This is a genomic window from Tardiphaga sp. 839_C3_N1_4 (assembly GCF_051811045.1).
In the GTDB taxonomy this organism is placed as follows: domain Bacteria; phylum Pseudomonadota; class Alphaproteobacteria; order Rhizobiales; family Xanthobacteraceae; genus Tardiphaga.
The window spans coordinates 6093564-6114968 of sequence record NZ_JBPWQD010000001.1 but is presented as its reverse complement, the minus strand read 5'-3'; the positions used below and the strand labels follow the sequence as shown (position 1 = coordinate 6114968).

Annotated in this window: 20 protein-coding genes; 7 read left to right on the top strand and 13 right to left on the bottom strand. The window is 62.5% G+C overall.

Translation table 11 applies throughout. From position 1 onward, the window contains the following. Positions 1-55 precede the first annotated feature (55 nt). Positions 56-1048: an aldo/keto reductase gene (locus tag AB8A38_RS29140; protein ID WP_315842911.1), complete on the bottom strand. Its 993-nt coding sequence runs from the start codon at positions 1046-1048 to the stop codon at positions 56-58. A 158-nt stretch (positions 1049-1206) separates the two neighbouring features. On the opposite strand from AB8A38_RS29140, the gene AB8A38_RS29135 reads away from it, so the two are divergent. Continuing rightward, positions 1207-2100 (top strand): LysR family transcriptional regulator, encoded by an 894-nt coding sequence (locus AB8A38_RS29135; protein WP_439088370.1) that lies wholly within the window; start codon positions 1207-1209, stop codon positions 2098-2100. Between the two features lie 203 nt (positions 2101-2303). On the opposite strand, the gene purL is transcribed toward AB8A38_RS29135, so the two are convergent. Continuing rightward, complete coding sequence (purL, locus tag AB8A38_RS29130) at positions 2304-4511, bottom strand: phosphoribosylformylglycinamidine synthase subunit PurL (protein WP_439088369.1); 2208 nt, start codon at positions 4509-4511, stop codon at positions 2304-2306. A 222-nt stretch (positions 4512-4733) separates the two neighbouring features. Between purL and AB8A38_RS29125 the strand changes: the two genes are divergently transcribed. From AB8A38_RS29125 to AB8A38_RS29110, 4 genes are all read left to right on the top strand, one after another. Beyond that, the gene (locus tag AB8A38_RS29125) at positions 4734-5213 is read left to right on the top strand and encodes a PaaI family thioesterase (protein WP_371419948.1); all 480 of its coding nucleotides are present in this window, start codon (positions 4734-4736) and stop codon (positions 5211-5213) included. Between the two features lie 67 nt (positions 5214-5280). Next, positions 5281-6156, top strand: a complete 876-nt coding sequence (locus AB8A38_RS29120) for a helix-turn-helix domain-containing protein (protein ID WP_439088368.1) — start codon at positions 5281-5283, stop codon at positions 6154-6156. A gap of 115 nt (positions 6157-6271) precedes the next feature. Further along, positions 6272-7180: a PhzF family phenazine biosynthesis protein gene (locus AB8A38_RS29115; RefSeq protein WP_439088367.1), complete on the top strand. Its 909-nt coding sequence runs from the start codon at positions 6272-6274 to the stop codon at positions 7178-7180. Next, complete coding sequence (locus AB8A38_RS29110) at positions 7177-8376, top strand: serine hydrolase domain-containing protein (RefSeq protein ID WP_439088366.1); 1200 nt, start codon at positions 7177-7179, stop codon at positions 8374-8376. Before AB8A38_RS29115 ends, AB8A38_RS29110 begins: the two co-directional genes overlap by 4 nt. 39 nt (positions 8377-8415) lie before the next feature. Here the strand turns inward: AB8A38_RS29110 and catC are convergent, their stop codons facing one another. The 4 genes from catC to AB8A38_RS29090 all read right to left on the bottom strand — a co-directional run bounded on the left by catC (position 8416) and on the right by AB8A38_RS29090 (position 12269). Next, complete coding sequence (catC, locus tag AB8A38_RS29105; protein WP_439088365.1) at positions 8416-8706, bottom strand: muconolactone Delta-isomerase; 291 nt, start codon at positions 8704-8706, stop codon at positions 8416-8418. Between the two features lie 3 nt (positions 8707-8709). Continuing rightward, complete coding sequence (locus tag AB8A38_RS29100; protein ID WP_439088364.1) at positions 8710-9885, bottom strand: muconate/chloromuconate family cycloisomerase; 1176 nt, start codon at positions 9883-9885, stop codon at positions 8710-8712. Between the two features lie 88 nt (positions 9886-9973). Continuing rightward, positions 9974-11179 carry an ABC transporter substrate-binding protein gene (locus AB8A38_RS29095; protein ID WP_439088627.1) on the bottom strand — a complete coding sequence of 402 codons (1206 nt, stop codon included), beginning with the start codon at positions 11177-11179 and terminating at the stop codon, positions 9974-9976. 91 nt (positions 11180-11270) lie between these two features. Then, entirely contained in the window at positions 11271-12269 is a 999-nt protein-coding gene (locus AB8A38_RS29090) for a Bug family tripartite tricarboxylate transporter substrate binding protein (RefSeq protein WP_439088363.1), read from the bottom strand. Positions 12270-12414: 145 nt separating this feature from the next. Here AB8A38_RS29090 and AB8A38_RS29085 point away from each other — a divergent pair, with 145 nt between their 5' ends. Further along, entirely contained in the window at positions 12415-13311 is an 897-nt protein-coding gene (locus AB8A38_RS29085) for a LysR substrate-binding domain-containing protein (protein WP_439088362.1), read from the top strand. Positions 13312-13421: 110 nt separating this feature from the next. On the opposite strand, the gene AB8A38_RS29080 is transcribed toward AB8A38_RS29085, so the two are convergent. The 7 genes from AB8A38_RS29080 to purC form a co-directional block, all read right to left on the bottom strand. Beyond that, positions 13422-14963, bottom strand: coding sequence for a L,D-transpeptidase (locus tag AB8A38_RS29080; protein ID WP_439088361.1), 1542 nt, complete (start codon positions 14961-14963; stop codon positions 13422-13424). Positions 14964-15187: 224 nt separating this feature from the next. Beyond that, complete coding sequence (locus AB8A38_RS29075) at positions 15188-16642, bottom strand: GntP family permease (RefSeq protein WP_439088360.1); 1455 nt, start codon at positions 16640-16642, stop codon at positions 15188-15190. Positions 16643-16646: 4 nt separating this feature from the next. After that, positions 16647-17666, bottom strand: coding sequence for a patatin-like phospholipase family protein (locus AB8A38_RS29070; protein ID WP_315844191.1), 1020 nt, complete (start codon positions 17664-17666; stop codon positions 16647-16649). Positions 17667-18017: 351 nt separating this feature from the next. Next, positions 18018-18989: a tripartite tricarboxylate transporter substrate-binding protein gene (locus AB8A38_RS29065; RefSeq protein ID WP_315842923.1), complete on the bottom strand. Its 972-nt coding sequence runs from the start codon at positions 18987-18989 to the stop codon at positions 18018-18020. Then, positions 18986-19687, bottom strand: coding sequence for a phosphoribosylformylglycinamidine synthase subunit PurQ (gene purQ / locus AB8A38_RS29060; RefSeq protein ID WP_315842924.1), 702 nt, complete (start codon positions 19685-19687; stop codon positions 18986-18988). The genes AB8A38_RS29065 and purQ overlap by 4 nt, the downstream gene beginning before the upstream one ends. A 14-nt stretch (positions 19688-19701) precedes the next feature. After that, a complete protein-coding gene (gene purS, locus AB8A38_RS29055) occupies positions 19702-19941 on the bottom strand; it encodes a phosphoribosylformylglycinamidine synthase subunit PurS (RefSeq protein ID WP_089265033.1) in 240 nt (79 codons plus the stop codon). A 10-nt stretch (positions 19942-19951) separates the two neighbouring features. Further along, positions 19952-20719, bottom strand: coding sequence for a phosphoribosylaminoimidazolesuccinocarboxamide synthase (gene purC, locus AB8A38_RS29050; protein WP_170849540.1), 768 nt, complete (start codon positions 20717-20719; stop codon positions 19952-19954). Between the two features lie 347 nt (positions 20720-21066). On the opposite strand from purC, the gene AB8A38_RS29045 reads away from it, so the two are divergent. After that, positions 21067-21390: a DUF1476 domain-containing protein gene (locus tag AB8A38_RS29045; RefSeq protein ID WP_439088359.1), complete on the top strand. Its 324-nt coding sequence runs from the start codon at positions 21067-21069 to the stop codon at positions 21388-21390. Positions 21391-21405: the final 15 nt, after the last annotated feature.

Here is a 21405-nt window from a genome sequence, read left to right as displayed (position 1 = left end):
ACTTTAGCCATGTCTCGTTGTCTCTGAACTGATGGATGTGAAAGACGTGTCGACCCTAGTGGCCCGTCATCTTCAGCAGAGCTTCGGGCAGACGCTCGCCTTCAATCTTAACTTTGGAAACTCCCGCACCGATCTCGGCGAGATCACCGGCCGTCAGTTCCAGACCAACCGCACCAAGATTTTCTTCGAGGCGAGACAGCTTGGTGGTGCCGGGGATCGGCACGATCCAGGGCTTCTGTGCGAGTAGCCAACCAAGCGCGACCTGCGCCGGCGTCCCGCCCTTGCGATCCGCAACATCCTTGATGACGCTCACAAGGGACATGTTGGCCTTGCGGGCCTCGACCGAGAAACGCGGAACGAAGTTACGGAAGTCGCTGTCGCCGAACGTCGTATGCTCGTCGATCTTGCCGGTCAGGAAGCCCGCGCCTAGTGGACTGAACGGCACGAAGCCGATGCCGAGTTCTTCCAGCGCAGGCAGCAGTTCCGATTCAGGTTCGCGCCAGAACAGCGAATACTCGCTCTGGAGAGCCGTCACCGGTTGAACGGCGTGGGCGCGACGGATGGTTTGAACGCCGGCCTCCGACAGGCCGAAATGCTTGACTTTGCCTTCGGCGATCAGGTCCTTGACCGCACCAGCCACGTCCTCGATCGGCACGTTGAGATCGACGCGGTGCTGGTAGAACAGATCGATGCGGTCCGTCTTCAAGCGCTTGAGCGCGGCCTCGGCAACCATCTTGATGTGCTTTGGCTGACTGTTCGTCGCGCCGGAGCGTTCTCCCGTTTGGAGATTGATGTCGAAGCCAAACTTGGTTGCGATGACGACCTTGTCGCGGATGGGCTGCAGCGCCTCACCGACAAGCTCTTCGTTGGCAAAGGGGCCATAGGCCTCAGCGGTGTCGAAAAACGTCACGCCGTAGTCGTGAGCGTCGCGGATGAGTTTGATCATCGCGTTTTTCTCGCCGGCCGGCCCATAGGCCGATGTCATGCTCATGCATCCGAGGCCGAGAGCTGACACTTCGAGGTCCGCTCCAAGTTTACGCGTCTTCATGGCTGTTCTCTGAAAATTTCAAGGATCGGGAATCGTGCCGCCGAAGCGACCACAGGCCCGCAGGCCAAACCTAATCAGCTGTCATCATCGTGATTAGACGGAGTAAATCGCTTAGACTTATGACATCATGTCATAAGTTGAATTCAGACGGTATCTTGATGCAGAAAGACGATCTCGGAAGCCTCGCCATGTTTTTGGCGGTAGTGGACGAACGAAGCTTCACGCACGCTGCGGCCAAGCTGGGCATCTCGCAATCGGCACTGAGTCACGCGATGCGGCGCCTGGAGGAAAAACTGGGTTTGCGCCTCCTCAACCGCACTACGCGAAGCGTGGCGCCGACCGACGCCGGCAACCGGCTGATTGAAACGCTCCGGCCCGCCCTCGCCGACATCGACAGCAAGCTGATCTCGCTCACGCAGTATCGCGAACGTCCCGCCGGCACGATTAGGCTTACCGCATCCGAACACGCGGCCCGGACCATTCTTTGGCCGGTCATTGACCAGCTAACGCGCGACAATCCTGACATCAAGATCGAGCTCAATATCGAATCCGGTCTGACTGATATCGTCGCGGAACAGTACGACGCGGGTGTGCGACTCGGCGAACGGCTGGCCAAGGACATGATTGCGGTGCGGATCGGGCCTCCGCTGCGAATGGCGGTGGTCGGAGCGCCGTCCTATTTCACTCGACGTAGCATCCCGGCGACGCCGCATGACCTCGCGCAGCATACATGCATCAACTACCGCTTCGTCAGCAACGGCGGACTATACATCTGGGAATTCGAAAAGGCCGGCCGCGAGGTGCGCATCAAGGTCGACGGCCAGCTCGTGCTCAATCGCGCCGACCTGATGATCGAGGCAGCCGTTGCCGGCCACGGCATTGCGTTCCTGACCGAGGATCAAGTGTCAGATGCGCTGGCAAACGGCACCCTTATCCGTGTGCTAGATGACTGGTGCGAGCCATTCGACGGCTATCACCTGTATTATGCAAGTCGACGGCAACCCTCGCCGGTCTTCACACTGCTGCTTGAAGCCCTGCGCGCGAGAAAATGAAACGCGGCAGGCATGCTGCGTAGTGCTGATGTCATCACACAAATTCAATTGTCATCGTCCGGCCGGGCGCACTTGCGCGCTAGAACCGAGCGATCCATTACACGCTGCCGTCCGTGTTTCACTCGACTGCCAGTGTTTACTGGGTCACCCGGTCAAGCCGGGTGACGACAGTCAGAGATTGGACGAGAGAAAAGATAGGTTTCTTACGACGCCTTGCCGCTCATGTAGTTCGGCAACCAGCTCTCATGCGCATGGACGAGTGCCTTGATATCGACCGCGCGTTCACCGGCGATGGCCACCGCATGGCCGCCGGTCTTGCCGATCTGCACGCAGGGCACGCCGACATTCTTCAGCTTCGACAGCACGGTCAGCAACTGATCTTCCGCGACAGTCACGATATAGCGCGCCTGATCCTCGCCGAACCACCACGCATGCGGCACCGTCGATGACGGCGCTGCGTCGAGCTTGGCGCCGATGCCCGAGGCCATCGCCATTTCGGTGAGTGCCACCAGCAAGCCACCATCGGCAATGTCATGCACGGCGGTCGCGGTGCCGGCATGGATCATGCCGCGGACCACGTCGCCGTTGCGCTTCTCAGTGGTGAGGTCGACCGGCGGCGGAGCGCCCTCTTCCTTGCCGCAGATGTCGCGCAGATAGACCGACTGGCCGAGCCAGCCCTTGGTTTCGCCGATCAGCAGGATCGCTTCGCCCGGCGCCTTGAATGCGAGCGTGGCCGACTTGGTGAAATCATCGAGCACGCCGACGCCGCCAATCGACGGGGTCGGCAGGATGCCGCGGCCGTTAGTCTCGTTGTAGAGCGAGACATTGCCGGACACGATCGGGAAGTCGAGCGTGATGCAGGCTTCCGCGATGCCCTTCAGGCAACCGACGAGCTGGCCCATGATCTCGGGCCGCTCCGGATTGCCGAAGTTGAGATTGTCGGTGACTGCCAGCGGCTTGCCGCCGACCGCGGTGATGTTGCGCCAGGCTTCGGCGACGGCCTGCTTGCCGCCCTCGACCGGATCCGCCTCGCAATAGCGCGGCGTGACGTCGACCGACATCGCAAGGCCCTTGGGGCCGTCCTCGATGCGTACCACCGCGGCGTCGCCGCCGGGGCGCTGCACGGTGTTGCCGAGAATGACGTGGTCATACTGCTCCCACACCCAGCGCTTCGAGCACAGTTCGGGTGTGCCGATCAGCTTCTCCAGCGCATCCGGGATCGACGACGGGGCAGCGATATCGCGCGCATGCACGACAGGCAGTACTGGCGACGGCACATGCGGACGATCGTAGAGCGGCGCCTCGTCGCCGAGCTCCTTGATCGGCAGATCGGCCATCACCTTGCCGCCATGCTTGACGACGAAGCGCAGCGTTGGCGTTGTGTAACCGACAATCGCGAAGTCGAGTCCCCACTTCCGGAAGATATCCTCGGCCTGCTTTTCCTTCTCGGGCTTCAGCACCATGAGCATGCGCTCCTGGCTCTCCGAGAGCATCATCTCGTAAGCGGTCATGCCTTCTTCGCGCGTCGGCACCGCATCGAGATTGAGTTCAACGCCAAGGTCGCCCTTGGCGCCCATTTCGACGGCAGAGCATGTCAGGCCCGCAGCGCCCATGTCCTGGATCGCGATCACGCAATCGGCGGCCATGATTTCGAGGCAGGCTTCCAGCAGCAGCTTCTCGGCAAAGGGATCGCCGACCTGCACGGTCGGGCGCTTCTCCTCGGAATCCTCGTCGAATTCGGCAGAGGCCATCGACGCGCCGTGAATGCCGTCGCGGCCGGTCTTGGACCCTAAGTAGACGATCGGCATGTTCACGCCAGACGCCGCGGCGAGGAAGATCTTGTCTGCATCGGCCAAGCCGACGGCCATCGCGTTGACGAGGTTGTTGCCGTCATAGCGGGTGTGGAAACGCGTCTGGCCACCCACGGTGGGCACGCCGAACGAATTGCCGTAGCCGCCGACGCCGGCGACGACGCCCGACACGAGGTGGCGGGTCTTGGGATGCTCCGGCGCGCCGAACGACAGCGCGTTCAAACAGGCGATCGGGCGCGCGCCCATGGTGAAGACGTCGCGCAGGATGCCGCCGACACCCGTGGTCGCGCCCTGATAGGGCTCGATATAGCTCGGATGGTTGTGGCTCTCCATCTTGAAGACGATGGCCTGATTGTCGCCGATATCGATCACGCCGGCATTCTCGCCCGGCCCCTGCAGCACCCACGGCGCCTTGGTCGGCAGCCCCTTCAGATGGATGCGCGAGGATTTGTACGAGCAATGCTCGTTCCACATGGCCGAGAAGATGCCTAGCTCGGTGAAAGTCGGCTCCCGCCCGATCAGCTTGAGAATGCGCTCATACTCGTCGGGCTTGAGGCCGTGGGAAGCGACGAGTTCGGGAGTGATCTTTGGCTCGGTCATGGGGTCTCTTGGCTCTGTAAGGCTTCTTCATAGGGAGATCGGAGCATGCGGAAAAGGCCTATTCCGGCCCGTTCCCCGCATGTCCCAAGCTTTGCCCGGGCAACGCCCGCATTGCTCGAAAAAGAGCCTGCATAAGGCCCTGCGCCGGCGCCGGATTGCGCCCGCCGGATGGATCGGATTTAACACTTTTCGCAGCCAATCCAAGGAGTTCAGACCGTGAATGTGCCCGCCGATGCCACCATCCCGTTCCACGCCGACGCCTATACCGCGACGGAGGGGGAATTTGCGGGCTGGACCACCTGGAAGCGGGATTCCTTCGAATCGGTCTCCGGCCCGTTCTGGCACAAGGTCGAGGCCGACGGCTCCGTCCGCTGCGCCTTCCGGGTCGAGAAAAAGCACCTCAACGGCATGAAAAACGTCCATGGCGGCTGCTTCATGACCTTTGCCGATTACTGCCTGTTTGCGCTGGCCTCCCGCGAGCTGCAAGGACCCGGCATCACCGTCTCGTTCGGCTGCGAATTCCTCGATGCCGCCCGCGAAGGCGAGCTGGTCGAATGCCACGGCGAAATGACCCGGATCGGCGGCTCATTGATCTTCCTGCGCGGAATCCTGAAAGCCGGCGAGCGTTCGCTGCTGACCTTCTCGGGCACCATCAAGCGCGTGAAGAAGCGCCCGAAGCCGGCGGCCATCGCGGCAGAGTAACCGGGCGTCGATTGGCGGGCATTGGCGCACCCTGCTAGGTTCGTCGACGACACATGTGGGCCCGAACATGCTGAGTTCATTCGAACGGCTGCGTCATCCGGCAAACGCGGATCTCCTGATCGCGGCGGACGACGAGCACGCGGCTGTCGCCGGCCGCGGCGATTACGCCATGCCGTGGCACTGGCATGACTGCCTGATGTTCATCCTGCCGAGCCGCGGGACGATCGAGCTGAAGCACGAAGCCGGACGTGAAGGCACTTGGCTGTCGCAGGACCGGTTCGCGATCGTTCCGCCGAACCAGGCGCATGAGACGCGCGCGGGTATCGGTGCGCACAGCCACGTCGCGATCTACGCAACTGGCTCGGTCCTGAAGCGCCTCGAAAGAGAGAACGGCTCGCTGAGCGAATTCCGCCGCAGGACATCAACGACCCGGCTGTTTCGCCGATCAGACAGACTGCGCGCCCTGCAGGCGCTGCTGGTCGGGGATGGCAGGCATGCCTATGGTAATGCGCATGTCCGGCATGGACTGTCGTCTACGCTACTCGTTCAGTGCATCGCCGAGGCTCTGACCGGCGATGCCGTATCCAGTGCCTCGCATCGCGAACACGGCATGACGCTGGTCACGGAGCTGAGGGACTATCTCACCCTTCATGCCGACCGGGATGTCCCGCTCGATGCCCTGGAAGAACGGTTCGGCGTTTCGCGGCGTCATATCACCCGGTTGTTTCGCGCGGGGACCGGGGCGTCGATCGGCGAATTCCAGCAACGGATCCGCCTCGACAATGCAAGCGAACTGTTGAAGACAACCGATCTCCCGATCGGCGAGATCGCGCTGCGTGTCGGCTTCGACAGCGGTGCGGCGCTGGCCCATGCGATGCGCCGGGCCGATGGTCGGTCGCCGACCCAGATACGCAAGCGCATGGCCCGGCCGATCAAAATCTAGGGCCCGCCGGAACGCGCGCCGCAGCAACATCCTCCGTAGCTTGATGCCGGTGAATTCCGTGCAGCGTTGGCTGACGCGTATTGCAAACACGCGAACCGGTTGGAAGGTGCATCACATGGCCAGGACGTCCGCCGAACCGCAGGTTCGATTTGTCAGTGTCTTTGCGGCAGGCCCGCAGGGCGGAAATCCCGCACCTATCGTCGTCGATGCCGCTGACATGAGTGATGCGGAGATGCAGCAGGTCGCACGCGCCTACGGGCACGAGAGCGGGTTTGTGTTGCCGCCTCCACCGGGCTCCGACTGCGATTTCGAGTTTCGCTTCTGGGTGCCCAATCATGAGATGTCCATGTGCGGACACGCCACCGTCGGCGCGACATGGCTCCTTCAACGACTCGGCCGGCTGCAGCGCGATCGCATCACGATCCTGACGAAGAGCGGCCGCGTCCATGCGCGGATCGGCCAATCAGACGAACGGGATATCTCGGTCGAGGTCTCGCAGCCCGCGGGTGTCGTCGAGCCGCTTCCCGATGCAGACCGAAGCGTCGATGACATTCTCGACGTCCTCGGTATCGGTGCCGACTGCCTGGCACCCTTCCCGATCCAGAATGCACGCACCAGCCGGGTCAAGACCCTCATTCCGTTGAAGAGCGCGTCCATCCTTGATGGCCTGAAGCCTGACTTCTCAAGGATGGAGCGCCTGTGCAATGGCATCGACTCCACCGGTCTCTATCCCTACGCCGTGTCCGACCGGGACAATCAGATCGTCGACGCCCGCCAGTTTCCGAGTTCGTCGGGATATCCGGAAGATGCCGCGACGGGCATTGCGGCTTCTGCCCTGTCCTTCGGCCTCCTCGCGAACCGGATGGTGGATGCGTCGGAGCGCCAGATCACCATTCGCCAGGGGCGCGCGATGAATCGCCCGTCTGAGATCAAGGTTCGCTTCAGTTTCGATAACGGACAAGTCGGCGGCTGCTGGCTCGGCGGCGCGGTTCAGCCGACCGACTGCGAGAGGATTGCGTCATGACGAGCAAAGGACAGCTCTCGGCTTTCGAAGCCGACTATGGCTTTGCGCGAAGCGACGTTCGTCTCGACAACTGGCGTCGGGCGCCCTGGAATGTCTGGGCATTCCGCCACGTGTCCGAACTCATTCCGACAGCACGCATCGCAGCGACGCCGGGACTGATCGAGGATCCACCTGTCGATCCCGGAGACTTGCTCAAGCAGACATTCGCTGTCGGTGGGGAAACAGGTGGTGTCTTGGATGTTCTACGCAGAACGTCGACCGACGCGCTCGTCGTGATGAAATCCGGCCGCGTCGTTGCAGATTACCATGCGCCGAATTTCACGGCGCAATCGCGGCACATTCTGTTCTCCGCGAGCAAGTCGGTGACATCGATCGTCGCGGGAATTCTATACAGCGACGGCCTGATCGATTTCGACGAGACCGTCTCGCATTACGTGCCGGAGCTGAAATCCTCCGCTTTTGCGGATGCACGGATCCGCGATGTTCTTGACATGCGGGTGAGCCTGGATTTCGAGGAAACCTATCAGGATCCGCGCGGCGACTTCGCGAGGTATCGTCGCGCCGGCCTGCTCGAACCCTCCAAGCCCGGAGATACCCCGGACTCTCTCATCACTTTCCTGGCTTCCTTGCAAAAGGGTGTCGGCGATCACGGGGGGCCCTTCCACTACTGCTCGCCGAATTCGGACGTGCTGGGTCTGGTGATCGAACGCGCCTCGGGCCAGCGTTTCGCTGACTTTGCCGCCGCGCGTTTGTGGCAACCGCTCGGGGCGCGGCAGGATGCCTATATTACTGTCGATGCGATCGGCAGCGCCCGGACCGGCGGCGGCTTCTGTATGACCCCACGCGACCTTGCCCGTATCGGCGAGATGATGCGACTGGGCGGCATGGCCAACGGCCGCCGGATCGTTGCCCAGGATTGGGTGTCGGATACGATCACGAACGGCTCCGCCGAGGCCTGGCGCGCGGGCAAGTTCGTCGAATGGTTGCCGGAAGGCCGCTATCGCAACAAATGGTACCAGACGGGCGATGCGAGCGGCGCGTTCTTCGCCCTCGGCATTCACGGGCAATATCTCTATGTGAATCCGCACGCCGAACTGGTCGTCGCAAAATTCTCATCCCAGCCGGAGCCGGTGGACAACGACCTGAAACGGCTCAACCTCGCGCTGTTCGATACGCTGGCGAGATTGTACTCATGAAGCCCTGCCGGTTGCCGCTGACGGAGGCCTGCTCCGCGCCTAGCTGTCGTCCGAACGAACGGACGAAGGATGCCGGCACAAAGGCGTCACGCTGACGCGCATGAAGGGGAAGAGCGGCAATGTCGACAGAATGTCGTGCAGCGCCTCATTGCTCGCCACATCGAAAATACTGACATTGGCGTAACGTCCGGCGACCCGCCAGAGATGACGCCATTCGCCGCTCTTCTGCAGCTCCTGCGCGCGTTCACGCTCGGTCTTTTTCAGTTGCTCAACTACCTCCGGGGCGAGACCCGGCGGGATCTGAACGTCCATTTCCACCTGAAAAAGCATCGATCAAACTCCTGTTGTTGCGCCGGCGGATTGAGCGCGCGGCGCGTAGCCATCGCGGCGGAAGAATGCGACGCGGTCCATGTCCAGTTCGACGCCGATGCCGGGCGCGGTCGGCACCTGCAACACGAAGTCGCCATAGCGGAGCGGCGTCGCGAGGATTTCCTCGGTCAGAAGCAGCGGACCGAACAATTCGGTGCCCCATGCGAGCTTCGGCAGCACGGAGAAAACCTGGGCCGACGCCGCGGTGCCGACACCGCCTTCCAGCATCGTACCGCCATACAGGCCGAGACCCGCGGCATCGCCGATCGCAGCCATTTTCACGGCATCATACAGACCGCCGGCCTGATTGATCTTCAGGGCGAACACGTCCGCGGCACCGCGCGCCGCGATGTCGAAGGCATCCGTCGTGCCGTGCAGCGCCTCGTCGGCCATGATGGGCACGGCGAAGCGACCGCTGAGGCGGGCCTGTGCGCCGCGATTGTCGCGCGACAGCGGCTGCTCGATGAGGTCCACGCCGGCCGCCTCTAGGGCGGGAATGCCGCGCCGTGCCTCGGGCTCGCTCCAGGCCTGATTGACGTCGACGCGCACGCTGGCACGATCTCCGAGGGCGCGCTTGATGGCCGCCACATGCGCCACGTCATCGTCCACGGATCGCAGGCCGATCTTCAGCTTGAAAATATCGTGTCGGCGCGCATCGAGCATCCGCTCGGCTTCCTCGATATCGCGCCTGGTATCGCCACTGGCCAAGGTCCAGGCGACCGGCAAGGTGTCGTGCTGGCGCCCGCCAAGCAGCTCCGACACCGGCAGGCCCAGGCGCTTGCCGAGCGCGTCGAGCAGCGCTGTCTCCACCGCGCATTTGGCGAAGCGGTTGCCTTTGACCCGTCGCTTCACGTCGGCCATGAGCGCGGCGACGCGTGACGCATCCATGCCGATGATGGCCGGAGCGATGTAGGTGTCGACGGTCAGCTTGATACCCTCGGGGCTCTCCTCGCCGTAGCTGAGGCCGCCGATGGTCGTGCCCTCGCCGATTCCGACCGTTCCGTCGGAGCAGCGGATGATGACCAGAACCAGAGTCTGGCTGTTCATCGTATGCATCGACAACTTATGGGGGCGGATCGTCGGCACATCGACCAGGATGGTCTCGACCTCGTCGACGCGGACTGCCACGCTGGTGCTCATGAAAAGCGTTTTCCTGTTGTCTATAGGGCCTCGAACGGATCGCCGTCAGCTTCCCGCGACCCGTCGCTTTGCCATCTGCTACCGCGCGCTACTTCTTGATGAGCGGGCAGCGTGACGCCGATAGCGGCTGGAACGCGTCGTCGCCAGAGACCGTCGCCAGCAGCTTGTAGTCGTCCCAGCGCGCCTTCGATTCCGACGGCTTCTTCACTTCGAACAGATACATGTCGTGCACCATGCGGCCGTCCTCGCGGATCCGGCCGTTCTTCGCGAACATGTCGTTGATCGGTGTTTCCTTCATGACCTTCATTACGGCCGCTGAATCGGTGGTGCCTGCCTTCTTCACCGCGTTCAGGTAGGTCGTCACGGACGAATAGACGCCAGCCTGCGCCGACGTCGGCGCGCGCTTGGTACGCTCCATGAAGCGCTTCGCGAAGGCGCGCGTTTCGTCGTTGAGATCCCAATAGAACGCTTCGGCCAGCAACAGGCCCTGCGCAGTTTCAAGACCGACGCTGTCGATGTCGGAAATGAAGGCCAGCAAAGGCGACAGCTTCTGTCCGGACTGGGTCAGGCCGAACTCCGCGGCCTGCTTGATCGCATTGATGGTGTCGCCGCCCGCATTGGCGAGACCGATCACGCTAGCCTTGGTGCTCTGCGCCTGGAGCAAAAACGACGAAAAATCCGAGGTGTTGATCGGGTGCTTCACACTGCCGACAACCTTGCCACCCGCCTTGGTCACAACGTTCGAGGTGTCGCGCTCCAGTTCCTGGCCGAACGCGTAGTCGGCCGTAAGGAAGAACCAGCTATTGAGGCCGCGCTTCACCGTGGCGAGGCCGGTGACGCTGGCCAGCGCGTAGGTGTCATAGGTGTAGTGGACGATGTAGGGGCCGCACGCCTCGTTGGTCAGCCTGACCGCGCCGGGACCATTGAACATGATGATCTTGCCGCGCGTCCTGGCCATTTCCGCCGCAGCCAGCGCCGTGGCAGAGCCAGCCACATCGACGATCGCCTCGACACCCTGGTTGTCGAACATTTCACGGGTGAAATTCGCGGCGAGATCGGATTTGTTGAGATGGTCGGCAACCACGATCTGGACCTTGCGCCCAAGAACCTCGCCGCCGAAATCCTCAACGGCCATCTTGGCTGCGGTCTCGCTGCCCGGCCCGGTAATGTCGGCAAACAGGCCGGACATATCGAGGACGGCGCCGAGCTTCAGCGGCCCGGTGCTCTGCGCCATAGCAGCCGAAGTGGTGACGAGCATGACGGATGCCGTCAGGCCTGATAGTAGCTTCTTCACATTATTCTCCATGAGCGCTCTCACCCTGAGCGCGCGTCTCTTGCTTGATATTCGTCGTTGATCGATCGCGGTGTGAGTCAGACGTCCGTCGTTACTGGCTGCCGCGAATGCCTGCGGTTTCGACGATCTGCTTCCATTTGGCGCTTTCCTGCGCCAGATGCGCGGCGAGTTCCTGGGGCGACGACGCGATGACGCGCCCACTGACGTCGGCGAAACGCTTCTGCACATCGGGATCTGCGAGGACCTTGCGGATATCGCCGCTGATGCGCTCCGCCAGCGCCGGCGGCATCTGGCCCGGACCAAAAATGGCCCACCAGTTGGCGAGCTCGAAGCCCGGCAGACCGGATTCACTGATCGTCGGCACGTCAGGCAGCGCGGCGATGCGCTCCTTCGTGGTGACGGCAATGGCGCGGAGGCTGCCACCCTGGACCTGCGGAAGCGCCGTCGAGGCGTTGTCGAACATCAGGTCGATCCGGCCGGCCATCAGATCCGTCAGCGCCGGCGATGAGCCGCGATAGGGAACGTGGGTCATCTCGACATTGGCCTTTTGCCGGAACACTTCCGCTGCCAGATGCAGAGAAGAACCAACGCCGGCAGAGCCATAGGTGGCGCCACCCGATGCCGCTTTTTCTTTCGCAAAGGCGATCAGATCCTTGACGTTCTTGATCGGAGATGAGGGCGGCACAAGCACCACGTTCGGCGTCTCGAGCGCCAATGTCAGCGGTGTCAGATCCTTCACGGGATCGTAGGGCATCGACTTGAAAAGCCACGGATTGACGGCCACGGCGATGGACGCGAGCACCAGCGTGTAGCCATCGGGCGCGCTCTTGGCGGCAGCATTGATGCCGATATTCGATCCGGCCCCGCCCCTGTTCTCGACGACGACCTGCTGCCCCCAGGTCTGGCTGAGCTTTTCCGCAATCGTGCGGCCGATGATGTCGGCGGCACCGCCGGCGGCGAAGGGAACGATCAACTGGACCGGCTTGGTCGGATAGTCCTGCGCCGTCGCACGGTTTGCGCCCAAGGCGATACAGCAAGCCGCCACCGCAGCGTGGGTCGCCCGGGCAAGTAAGGTGCGTCGTGACAGCATGAAAGAGCCTCCCAGTCGGTTCTTATGTTTCGACGGCCGCACAAAAGCGTGTCGGCCAGGTCCGATATTGACAAACACTGGCACGGGACGCGTGATAGGCCAACACAGTCAAAACTATAGATGCGATAGAAGATTGTAATCGAATATGGATCCCAGACGTCTCGGCTATTTTCTGGCAATCGCGACCCACAAGCGCATGGCGAAAGCCGCGGAAGCCCTCGGCGTCGCCCAGCCAACGCTGTCGCAGCAGATACGCGCCCTCGAGCAGGATCTCGGCACCGTTCTGTTCAACCGGACGCCCCAGGGCATGCAGCTGACCGAGACAGGACATGCACTGCGCGAACACGCACAACGTCTGATGGTTCAGACCGAAGCGGCGCGCACCGCGATAGCCGAGCTGGAGGGCGGCATGGCCGGCACGCTGCGTGTCGGCGTCATCTACACCTACAGCACGACCTTCCTGCCGAAGATCATCGGCAGCTTCGGCGAGAAATATCCTGACGTTCGACTCAGCGTGGAGGTCGGCTCAGCAAACGGCGTCGAACAACGCATCCTGTCCGGGGATCTCGATCTCGCGATTGCTTTCGCCCCGCCCCAGCACGCGGAGTTGGGGGTCGACCTGTTGTTCGAGGAGCGGCTCGTCCTGGTGCTTGCGAAGTCGCAAAATCAGTCACGGCAACAATCGATCACGCTGCAGGCGCTCGCCCGCCGCCCGTTGGCACTTTTGACCCCCGCCTTTGCGACCCGCCGCATTCTCGACCAGTCACTGCCGCCCGATATTCATCTCGACGTGCGCGTCGAGATGAACTCGGTCGAGGCCTTGATCGAACTCGCGAAATCGGGAGGGCTGCCGACGGTTCTCGCCGACCGAAGCCTGAACGCCCGAAAGGACCTCGCGATCATTCCGATCGGGCCTCCGTGGATACGCCGTTCTGGAGCCTTGCTGTGGGATGCCCATCGCTACCAGACCGCGGCCGCGCGCGCTTTCATGGCGATCGCCCGCAAGACAACAAAAAGCGCACAGACCACGCGCGCGTCATAGCGCACAATCGTGGACATCGGCGTTACCAGAGGAGCGCTGGCTGACGGCGCCGCGTGCGTCGATGCGATCAGGCTGCTCAGCGTCCCAAGCGAGCAATGACGAGGCGCGACCTACCACCAGCCGGTTTGCGGCTGGCGCTGATACGGCGCGACCCTGCGGCGAGCCTGCACGGGCGCGGGGTCCGCATTCCAGCGCTGGAAGAACGAGCCGAAGCCGTCGTCAAAATCATCGCTGCTCGCCATGAGATCGGCAGGCGGCGTCGGCTTGCGCGTGATGAAGCCACCTTGCGGCTGGTTGCTGAGCACCACGACGAATTCGGTGCGATAGTTGGTTTCGCTGCTCAGCGGCTCGTCGGAAATAACGATCGACGAGCGTGGCAGTGCAGTCGCTGCGATCCGGTCGAGCACCTCCTGCGGAATGGTGATGCGGTCGAGGGCGGCCTTCGCACTATCGCCTTCGTCGATCGAAACGGCGCTCCAGCGCAGGCCTGCGTCGTTCCGCGCCATCGCCGTAAACACATGCGTGCCGATCGGCCTGCCGGGGTCGCGGATGGTGATGGGAACTTCGATGCTTGAATCGAATACCTCGCCGCCGCCGTCCGGCGCCGGCTTGTGCGTATTGCGCCGAACGTAAAGCATCTGCGTCTCGCGGCTGATATAGATCGAGACCGGCTCAAGCGCGAGTTTCGCATCGCTCGCTGCCTTGGCGGTGGCGACCTTTTTGGTCTCGGCGACCTTGGCGGCGTCCTTTGCGGCGGCGGCGGCATCGAGCTTCGACGTCGTATCGGCCTTTGCGGTTTCGAATTGCGCCCCGAGCTCCGCGGCCCTGGCGGCAGCCTTCTGCTTGGAGTCCTCGGCCCGCGCCTTGGCCTCATCGGTCTTTGCCGCAACGACGGCCTTGTCGGCGGATGCAAGCTCGATATCGGCGCGCGCCTTCAGCGATTGCAGCTTGCGCAGGGCTGCCGGCAGTGGCTTCGCTTCGCGTGCCGATGTCGCTGCGAGCTTCTTCGCCATGTCGGCAGCCGCGGCCGCCTCCGCGGCCTCGCGGGCGAGCACCTCGACACGGCCCGGAGCAGCGGCGATGGCTTCCGCCTTCGGCGTTAGAAGCGCCGGATGGGAGAACTCGACGGGCGCCGCGTCAATCGGCGAGATGATCACCCGCATCCCGATCCGGGTCTTGTCGAACAATCTGTCTGCGAAACCGTAGGGCATCCGCACACAGCCATGCGACGCGGCGTAACCGGGCAGCGGCCCGCCATGCAGTGCGACGCCGTTCCAAGTGATCCGCTGCATGTTCGGCATGGCAGCATCGTCATACATGTTGGAGCGATGGTCCTTGTTCTTCTCGAGAACGGCAAAGACGCCTGCCGGCGTCTCGCGGCCAGACACCCCGGTCGAGACCGGTGCGCGCGTGATCCAGCCATCGGCGTCATAGAACGTGACCTGCTGGCTCTTGATCGACACGATCGCCATCATCGGCTCGCCTGCTTCGCGCGGGGCGGTCGCCTCGACGACGCGGGCGGGACGCGCCTGCTTTGCGGCGGCTCCGGCCGCCGGAGCGCCCACCGCAATCATTGCTGCCAACACCACGACGGGAGATATCCAGTGCCGCATCCCGACGTTGGGTTGCGCCGTCGCCAATCGATTTGCCATTCAGTACCCCGGTCAAATGCCTTCCGATCGCGAATCGTACAGGCGTTTGATTGCGATTGTATCAATTCGCCGCCGCTTCGCTTGCCCGACGTCTCGTTGACGCGGCGAGCGCGGCGAAAGTTCATTCGTAGCCGACAAACGGCGCCAGACAAAGGTGGCTCACTGCCACACCCGGCACGTGGTCGACTGTGAAATCTGGATAAAACAGCGGTTGGGGCCGGAGTTCAAAATGAGCCCAATGCGGAGCCCATGGCGATCACGGCGGCAAGAGCGACAACCGAACTCACGATGCCGACCATCACAATGTCGACATAACTTTGGCGATGCGTCAGGCCGCAGATCGCGAGCAGACTGACGACCGCACCATTGTGAGGGAGAATGTCCAGGGTGCCGGAACCGATCACAGCTACGCGGTGTAGCAATCCGGGGTCGATCCCTTCCCGCGTAGCAACGTCCATATAAGTCTGACCGAGTGCATCAAGCGCGATTGTCAGTCCGCCGGATGCCGACCCTGTCAACGCGGCGAGCAGGTTCGTGGAAACGGCCAACGACACCAGCGGCCCCCCTTTAACGTCCAGCGCCCAGTCCCGCACCATGTCAAATGCGGGCAGCCCTGCAATGACTGCGCCGAAGCCAACGAGGCTCGCAACAGTCAGCGCTGGCAGCACGGATGCATTGGCCCCGGCATCCATCGTCTGTCGCAGCGCAGGCAGTCGCGTCCGGTTGCAGATGACGACTGTCGCGGTCGCTCCTGCGAGCGCGACGACAACGGACCACACGCCGGCAACGGCAGGTAGAGACGTGCTGCCCCAGCGCTGCTCGGCCAGGAAGGAGACATCAAGCCGGGGAAGGACAAAGAGCGACATCACGAGATTGACGACGACAACGACAACCAGAGGAAGAACGGCATTGACGATAGGCACTTCCGCTTCGCTGCGATGCCCATGGGATATTTCGGCCGGGTCGAATTCGCGCGCCGTCGTAGCACGCCCGCGCAAGCGCTCGTCATCGGCAGAGGCACTCGTCGCGATCGACAGTTCTTCGCCATAACCTTCATTCGCATTCCGGGCCACCGTCTCCGCGCGGAGCAACCACCACAGTCCAATACCCAGCATGATCAATGACGCGATCATGCCGAGGCCCGGCGCCGCGAAGGGCGTGGTGCCAAAGAAGGGCATGGGTATCGCATTCTGAATCGATGGCGTGCCCGGCAAGGCTGACATGGTGAAAGTCGATGTTCCGAGAACTACTGTCGCTGGCACGAGGCGGTGCGGAATCCCCGCCGCGCGAAACAGCGACTGGGCCATCGGAACGATCACAAAAAATGCGACGAAAAGGCTGACGCCGCCATAGGTGACCAATGCCCCCGAGAGCACCACGGCGAGGATGACCCGGCGCTCGCCAAGGCGGCGGGTGATGAAGTTCGCGACCGCAGTGACCGCGCCGCTGTCGTCCATCAGCTTCCCGAATACGGCGCCGAGCAGAAAGATGGGAAAGAACTGAGCAAGAAACTGGGCTGCGCTGCCCATGAAGGTCTGCGTCCAATTGGCAAGCAATGGCTCTCTGCCGAAAGCCGCCGCAATCAGTGCGGAGAGCGGAGCAAGCAGCAGAACACTCCAGCCCCGGAAAGCCAGCCAGATGAGAAGACCAAGCCCGACGAGAATGCCGAGAAGACCCATGTCGTCAGCACTCCGCCAACAGGATGTCGAGATCGGCCGTCGAACGCTCGCCAAGATCGTCGCCGTGCAAATCAAGAAAGTCCCCTGCCGCTCGCCGGCCCTCGTCGCGCAGCTTGGATACGAAGGCCCATTCGGCGTTGAGCTTGGATGACGCGGCGAAAGTCGCGAGCATGTCGCTCTTGATCCGGTGCGTCTTCATTTGAGCCCAACGGGCGCCTTCCCCGGTGCCGGGATCCGCCACCTGACGAAGCAGCGCAATCATCCGCAGCTCCTTTGCCAGCGGCGAGTTGAATGAAATTTCATTGAGACGGTTGAGAATGTCAGCAGCCGTGCGCGGCTCCTCCGGTCGCTCGGTCGGATTGATCTGCACGACGATGGTGTCCCGCGCATCCGTCTCGCGCACAAGCGGCGTGATCGTGGGGTTGCCTGCGTAGCCCCCGTCCCAATAGGCTTCGCCTTCAATCTCGATCGCACGGAACATCGTCGGCAGGCACGCCGACGCAAGCAGGACATCTGCGGTGATCTCGACGTTACGGAAAATTCGCCCGCGACCTGTCCGTACCCGCGTGGCCGTTACGAAGAGTTTGATCGGCGCACCGGCGAGACGCTCGAAATCAATGCTTTCGGCCAGTATCTCGCGCAACGGGTTGTAACCGAGCGGATTGAGATCATAAGGCGACAGGACTCGCGACATCAGATCGGCGAAGAGATAGGCCGGAGAAGTGTCGAGCGACCAGCGTCCCATGAGGCGGTCGAGGGGGGAACGTTGAAACGGACTGAAGGCCGCGGCACGCGAGACGCGTCGCCAGTATTTGTCCAGAGCCTCGCGTGCTCCGTCGGCACCGCCGGCAGTCCAACCGTCCGCTAGAACGGCAGCATTCATCGCTCCTGCCGACGTTCCGGATATGCCGGCAATTTGCAACCACGGCTCCTCAAGCAGCCGATCGAGGACACCCCACGTGAATGCGCCATGCGAGCCTCCGCCCTGGAGCGCCAAATCCACGAGCACCTGACTTCGGTTCATCATGCAGCTTCTCCAACTGCCGAGACACGCTGGTAGCCAACCGTCGAGCACTTCAGAAACCACGCGCCGCAATAGACGTGGCCATAATAGACTTGGAAAGTCCGCTTCAGGTCGCTTTCGACCGAGCCTTACGACCTCTGCGTGCTATTTGATGCCCACCTCGCTCCAAAAGCAACCGGCCGGGGCCTGGCCGGAAACATCGCGCTGGATCCGACAATTGCACGCAGCGACCTGCAGAGGGACTTTAGTAAATATCAGGGGAAAATATCAGGCCATCGCCCCGTAATGAGACAATGGGCGGTGCTGAAATGGTGGAGGCGCGACAATGAAGCGCCTTCGGACATTGGACGACTACGGCGTCAGGAGCTTGTTGTACTTCGCCACATCACGCGTCACCAATTGCTGCAGCACCTCCGGTGCATGCTCATCGGCGTCGGGCGCCACAGTCGACAAATCGTGGAAACGCTTTTTCACGAGATCGCTTTCAACCGACGCACGAGCAGCGGCGTTCAGCTTCGCGATGATCTCCGGCGGCGTGCCCTTCGGCGCGAACAGGCCATTCCAGCCCTGCGCCTCGAAGTCGGGCAGGCCTGCTTCCGCCGAGGTCGGCAGATCGGGCAACGTCGCCAGCCGCACGGTGGAGCCGACCACGATGCCCTTCACGAGCTTGTCGTCGATGGCCTGCGAAACGGAGGCCGCGGAATCGCAGACGCCGTCGATCTGGCCGCCGATTGCATCCGTGAGCGCGGGCGCAGCGCCGCGATAACCAACCAGGGTGACGTCGATGCCGGCGGCCTGCACGAAGCTCTTGCAGATCAGATAATTCGACGAGCCGATGCCGGCATGGCCGAGATTGACCTTGCCGGGATTGGCCTTGGCGTAGGCGATGAAGCCCTTGAGATCACTCGCCGGAAAATCCTTGCGCAGCGCCACGACGCCGAAGGTCTTGGCCACCATGCCGATCGAGGCAAAGGAGTCCGGCGTAAAGGACAGCTTCGGATAGATCGTGTAGGTCGCCGCACTGGTGCCGGCATTGCCGATGGCGATGGTGTAGCCATCCGGCGCAGACCGCGCCGCGCGGGCCAGCGCGGTGGAGCCACCGGCGCCGACCACGTTCTCGATGATGATGGTCTGGCCGAGCGGCACCGCCATCTGCTCGGCAACCGCGCGCGCAATCACGTCCGACGTGCCGCCGGCCGCGAAAGGCACAATCATGGTGATGGGGCGCTTGGGATAATCATCGGCGGATGCCGAGACGCTCGTGCCCAGCACGAGCGCAAGCGTTGCGGCGAGCTTCGACAGCCGCGCCACAGCGGCGATCACGCAGCGCGCTCCAGATGCTCGACAAGACCAGCAAACAACCCGCGGCCATCCGTGCAGCCCATGATGTCTTCGACGTGATTTTCCGGATGCGGCATCATGCCGAGCACGTTGCCCTTCTCGCTGACGATGCCGGCAATCGATGCGGCTGCGCCATTGATGTTGTGCATGTCGCCAACCTCGCCGGTCGGCGAACAATAGCGATAGAGCACGCGGCCATCGCCTTCGAGGCGCTTCAGCGTATCGACATCGGCGGTGTAGTTACCCTCGCCGTGGGCGATCGGCACGCGGATCACCTGACCGGCATTGTAGCCACGTGTAAACGCCGTGTCGGACCGTTCGACGCGCAGATGCACGTCGTGGCAGAGGAATTTCAGCTTGGCATTGCGCATCAGGATGCCCGGCAAAAGACCTGACTCGCACAGGATCTGGAAGCCATTGCAGACGCCCATCACAAGGCCACCATCGGCCGCAAACTTGCGGACCGCATCCATCACCGGCGAACGCGCCGCGATGGCGCCGCAGCGCAGATAGTCACCGTACGAGAAACCGCCGGGGACGACGACGAGATCGGTGCCCTTGGGCAGCGAGGTCTCGGCGTGCCAGACCATCGTGGACTCCTGCCCCGATGCCAGCTTGAGCGCCCGCGCCATGTCGCGTTCGCGGTTGATTCCGGGGAAGACGAGAACGGCGGATTTCATAGCGATAACCTGGCTCAGAGCACTTCGACGCGGTAGTTTTCGATCACCGTATTCGCCAGCAGCTTGTCGGCTGCGGCCTTCAGCGCCTCTTCGGCTTTCGCCTTGTCGGCGCCGTTCAGTTCGATGTCGAACACCTTGCCCTGCCGCACAGAGGCAATGCCATCGACGCCGAGCGATTTCAGCGCGCCTTCGATGGCCTTGCCCTGCGGGTCAAGGATGCCGTTTTTCAGGGTAACAGTTACGCGGGCTTTCACGTCGTAATCCTCAGCTCTTGACCAGTACCGGGCCGGTGCCCATCGGGCGTTCGTTTTCGGAGAGAATGCCGAGACGCTTGGCGACCTCGGTATAGGCCTCCAGCACGCCGCCGAGATCCCGACGGAAACGATCCTTGTCCAGCTTCTCGTTCGACTTGATATCCCACAGCCGGCATGAGTCGGGCGAGATCTCGTCGGCGACGATGATGCGCATCATGTCGTTTTCGAACAGGCGGCCGCATTCCATCTTGAAATCGACGAGGCGGATGCCGATGCCGAGGAAAAGACCGGTGAGGAAGTCGTTGACGCGGATGGCGAGCGCCATGATGTCATCGATTTCCTGCGGGGTGGCCCAGCCGAACGCCGTGATGTGCTCTTCCGAGACCATCGGGTCGTTGAGCTGGTCGTTCTTGTAATAGAACTCGATGATCGAGCGGGGCAACTGAGTGCCTTCCTCGATGCCGAGGCGCTGCGACAGCGAGCCCGCCGCCACGTTACGGACCACGACTTCCAGCGGCACGATCTCGACTTCGCGAATCAGCTGCTCGCGCATGTTGAGCCGGCGGATGAAATGAGTCGGCACGCCGATGTCGTTCAGATGCTGGAACAGGTATTCCGAAATCCGGTTGTTGAGGACACCCTTGCCCTCGATCACCTGGTGTTTCTTGGCATTGAACGCGGTCGCGTCGTCCTTGAAGTGCTGAATCAGGGTACCGGGCTCCGGGCCTTCATACAGGACCTTGCCCTTGCCTTCATAAATGCGACGTCGACGGCTCATGGGGATGTACCGGGTGTTGTTGAAATCCATGGATGTGGTGTGCTCCGAATAACGGGATCGACCCACGACGGAGCTGCCGTGAAGGCCAGGAACGGGAAGAAACAGAACGAGAACCGAGCCTGTCGGCAACCTACCCGATCGGCCCTGCCAGTACAATCGACCCGGCCCGCCGAGTGGGGGTTTACCCCAACCTCGCGCAAGCCTGGCCCGATAAGCCTCGCCCGATACCGTCTTGCCTGCGACCTTGCGGCCGATTGTTCCAACGGTATCTCGACCTTATTTAAGCTCCGAACCGGCGTTTACAACGTCGTCCTGACCGCCCAACAACCCCGACGGGAACTTTAACCATGTCATCATTCGACAAGCGCGGCGAAGCCTTCGAGAACAAGTATGCGCTCGATGAAAGCCAGAAGTTCAAGGCCGAGGCCCGCCGCAACAAGCTGCTGGGCCTGTGGGTCGCCGAACAGCTCGGCAAGTCCGGCGACGAGGCCGCCGCCTATGCCAAGGAAGTCGTCGCAGCCGATTTCGAGGAAGCCGGCGACGGCGACGTGGTGCGCAAGGTGCTCGCCGATCTCACCGCCAAGGGCATCGCGATGACCGAGCCGCAGCTCCGTGTGAAGATGGATCAGCTGACCGCTGAGGCCGTCGCGCAGGTGAAGGCCGGAACCTGATATCCACAGCCTCGA

Bases quoted from the DNA above. Each gene is read 5' to 3' on its own strand.
- AB8A38_RS29140 (WP_315842911.1), bottom strand. From the start codon at position 1,048: ATGAAGACGCGTAAACTTGGAGCGGACCTCGAAGTGTCAGCTCTCGGC.
- AB8A38_RS29135 (WP_439088370.1), top strand. From the start codon at position 1,207: ATGCAGAAAGACGATCTCGGAAGCCTCGCCATGTTTTTGGCGGTAGTG.
- purL (WP_439088369.1), bottom strand. From the start codon at position 4,511: ATGACCGAGCCAAAGATCACTCCCGAACTCGTCGCTTCCCACGGCCTC.
- AB8A38_RS29120 (WP_439088368.1), top strand. From the start codon at position 5,281: ATGCTGAGTTCATTCGAACGGCTGCGTCATCCGGCAAACGCGGATCTC.
- AB8A38_RS29115 (WP_439088367.1), top strand. From the start codon at position 6,272: ATGGCCAGGACGTCCGCCGAACCGCAGGTTCGATTTGTCAGTGTCTTT.
- AB8A38_RS29110 (WP_439088366.1), top strand. From the start codon at position 7,177: ATGACGAGCAAAGGACAGCTCTCGGCTTTCGAAGCCGACTATGGCTTT.
- catC (WP_439088365.1), bottom strand. From the start codon at position 8,706: ATGCTTTTTCAGGTGGAAATGGACGTTCAGATCCCGCCGGGTCTCGCC.
- AB8A38_RS29100 (WP_439088364.1), bottom strand. From the start codon at position 9,885: ATGAGCACCAGCGTGGCAGTCCGCGTCGACGAGGTCGAGACCATCCTG.
- AB8A38_RS29090 (WP_439088363.1), bottom strand. From the start codon at position 12,269: ATGCTGTCACGACGCACCTTACTTGCCCGGGCGACCCACGCTGCGGTG.
- AB8A38_RS29085 (WP_439088362.1), top strand. From the start codon at position 12,415: ATGGATCCCAGACGTCTCGGCTATTTTCTGGCAATCGCGACCCACAAG.
- AB8A38_RS29080 (WP_439088361.1), bottom strand. From the start codon at position 14,963: ATGGCAAATCGATTGGCGACGGCGCAACCCAACGTCGGGATGCGGCAC.
- AB8A38_RS29075 (WP_439088360.1), bottom strand. From the start codon at position 16,642: ATGGGTCTTCTCGGCATTCTCGTCGGGCTTGGTCTTCTCATCTGGCTG.
- AB8A38_RS29070 (WP_315844191.1), bottom strand. From the start codon at position 17,666: ATGAACCGAAGTCAGGTGCTCGTGGATTTGGCGCTCCAGGGCGGAGGC.
- purQ (WP_315842924.1), bottom strand. From the start codon at position 19,687: ATGAAATCCGCCGTTCTCGTCTTCCCCGGAATCAACCGCGAACGCGAC.
- purC (WP_170849540.1), bottom strand. From the start codon at position 20,719: ATGAGCCGTCGACGTCGCATTTATGAAGGCAAGGGCAAGGTCCTGTAT.
- AB8A38_RS29045 (WP_439088359.1), top strand. From the start codon at position 21,067: ATGTCATCATTCGACAAGCGCGGCGAAGCCTTCGAGAACAAGTATGCG.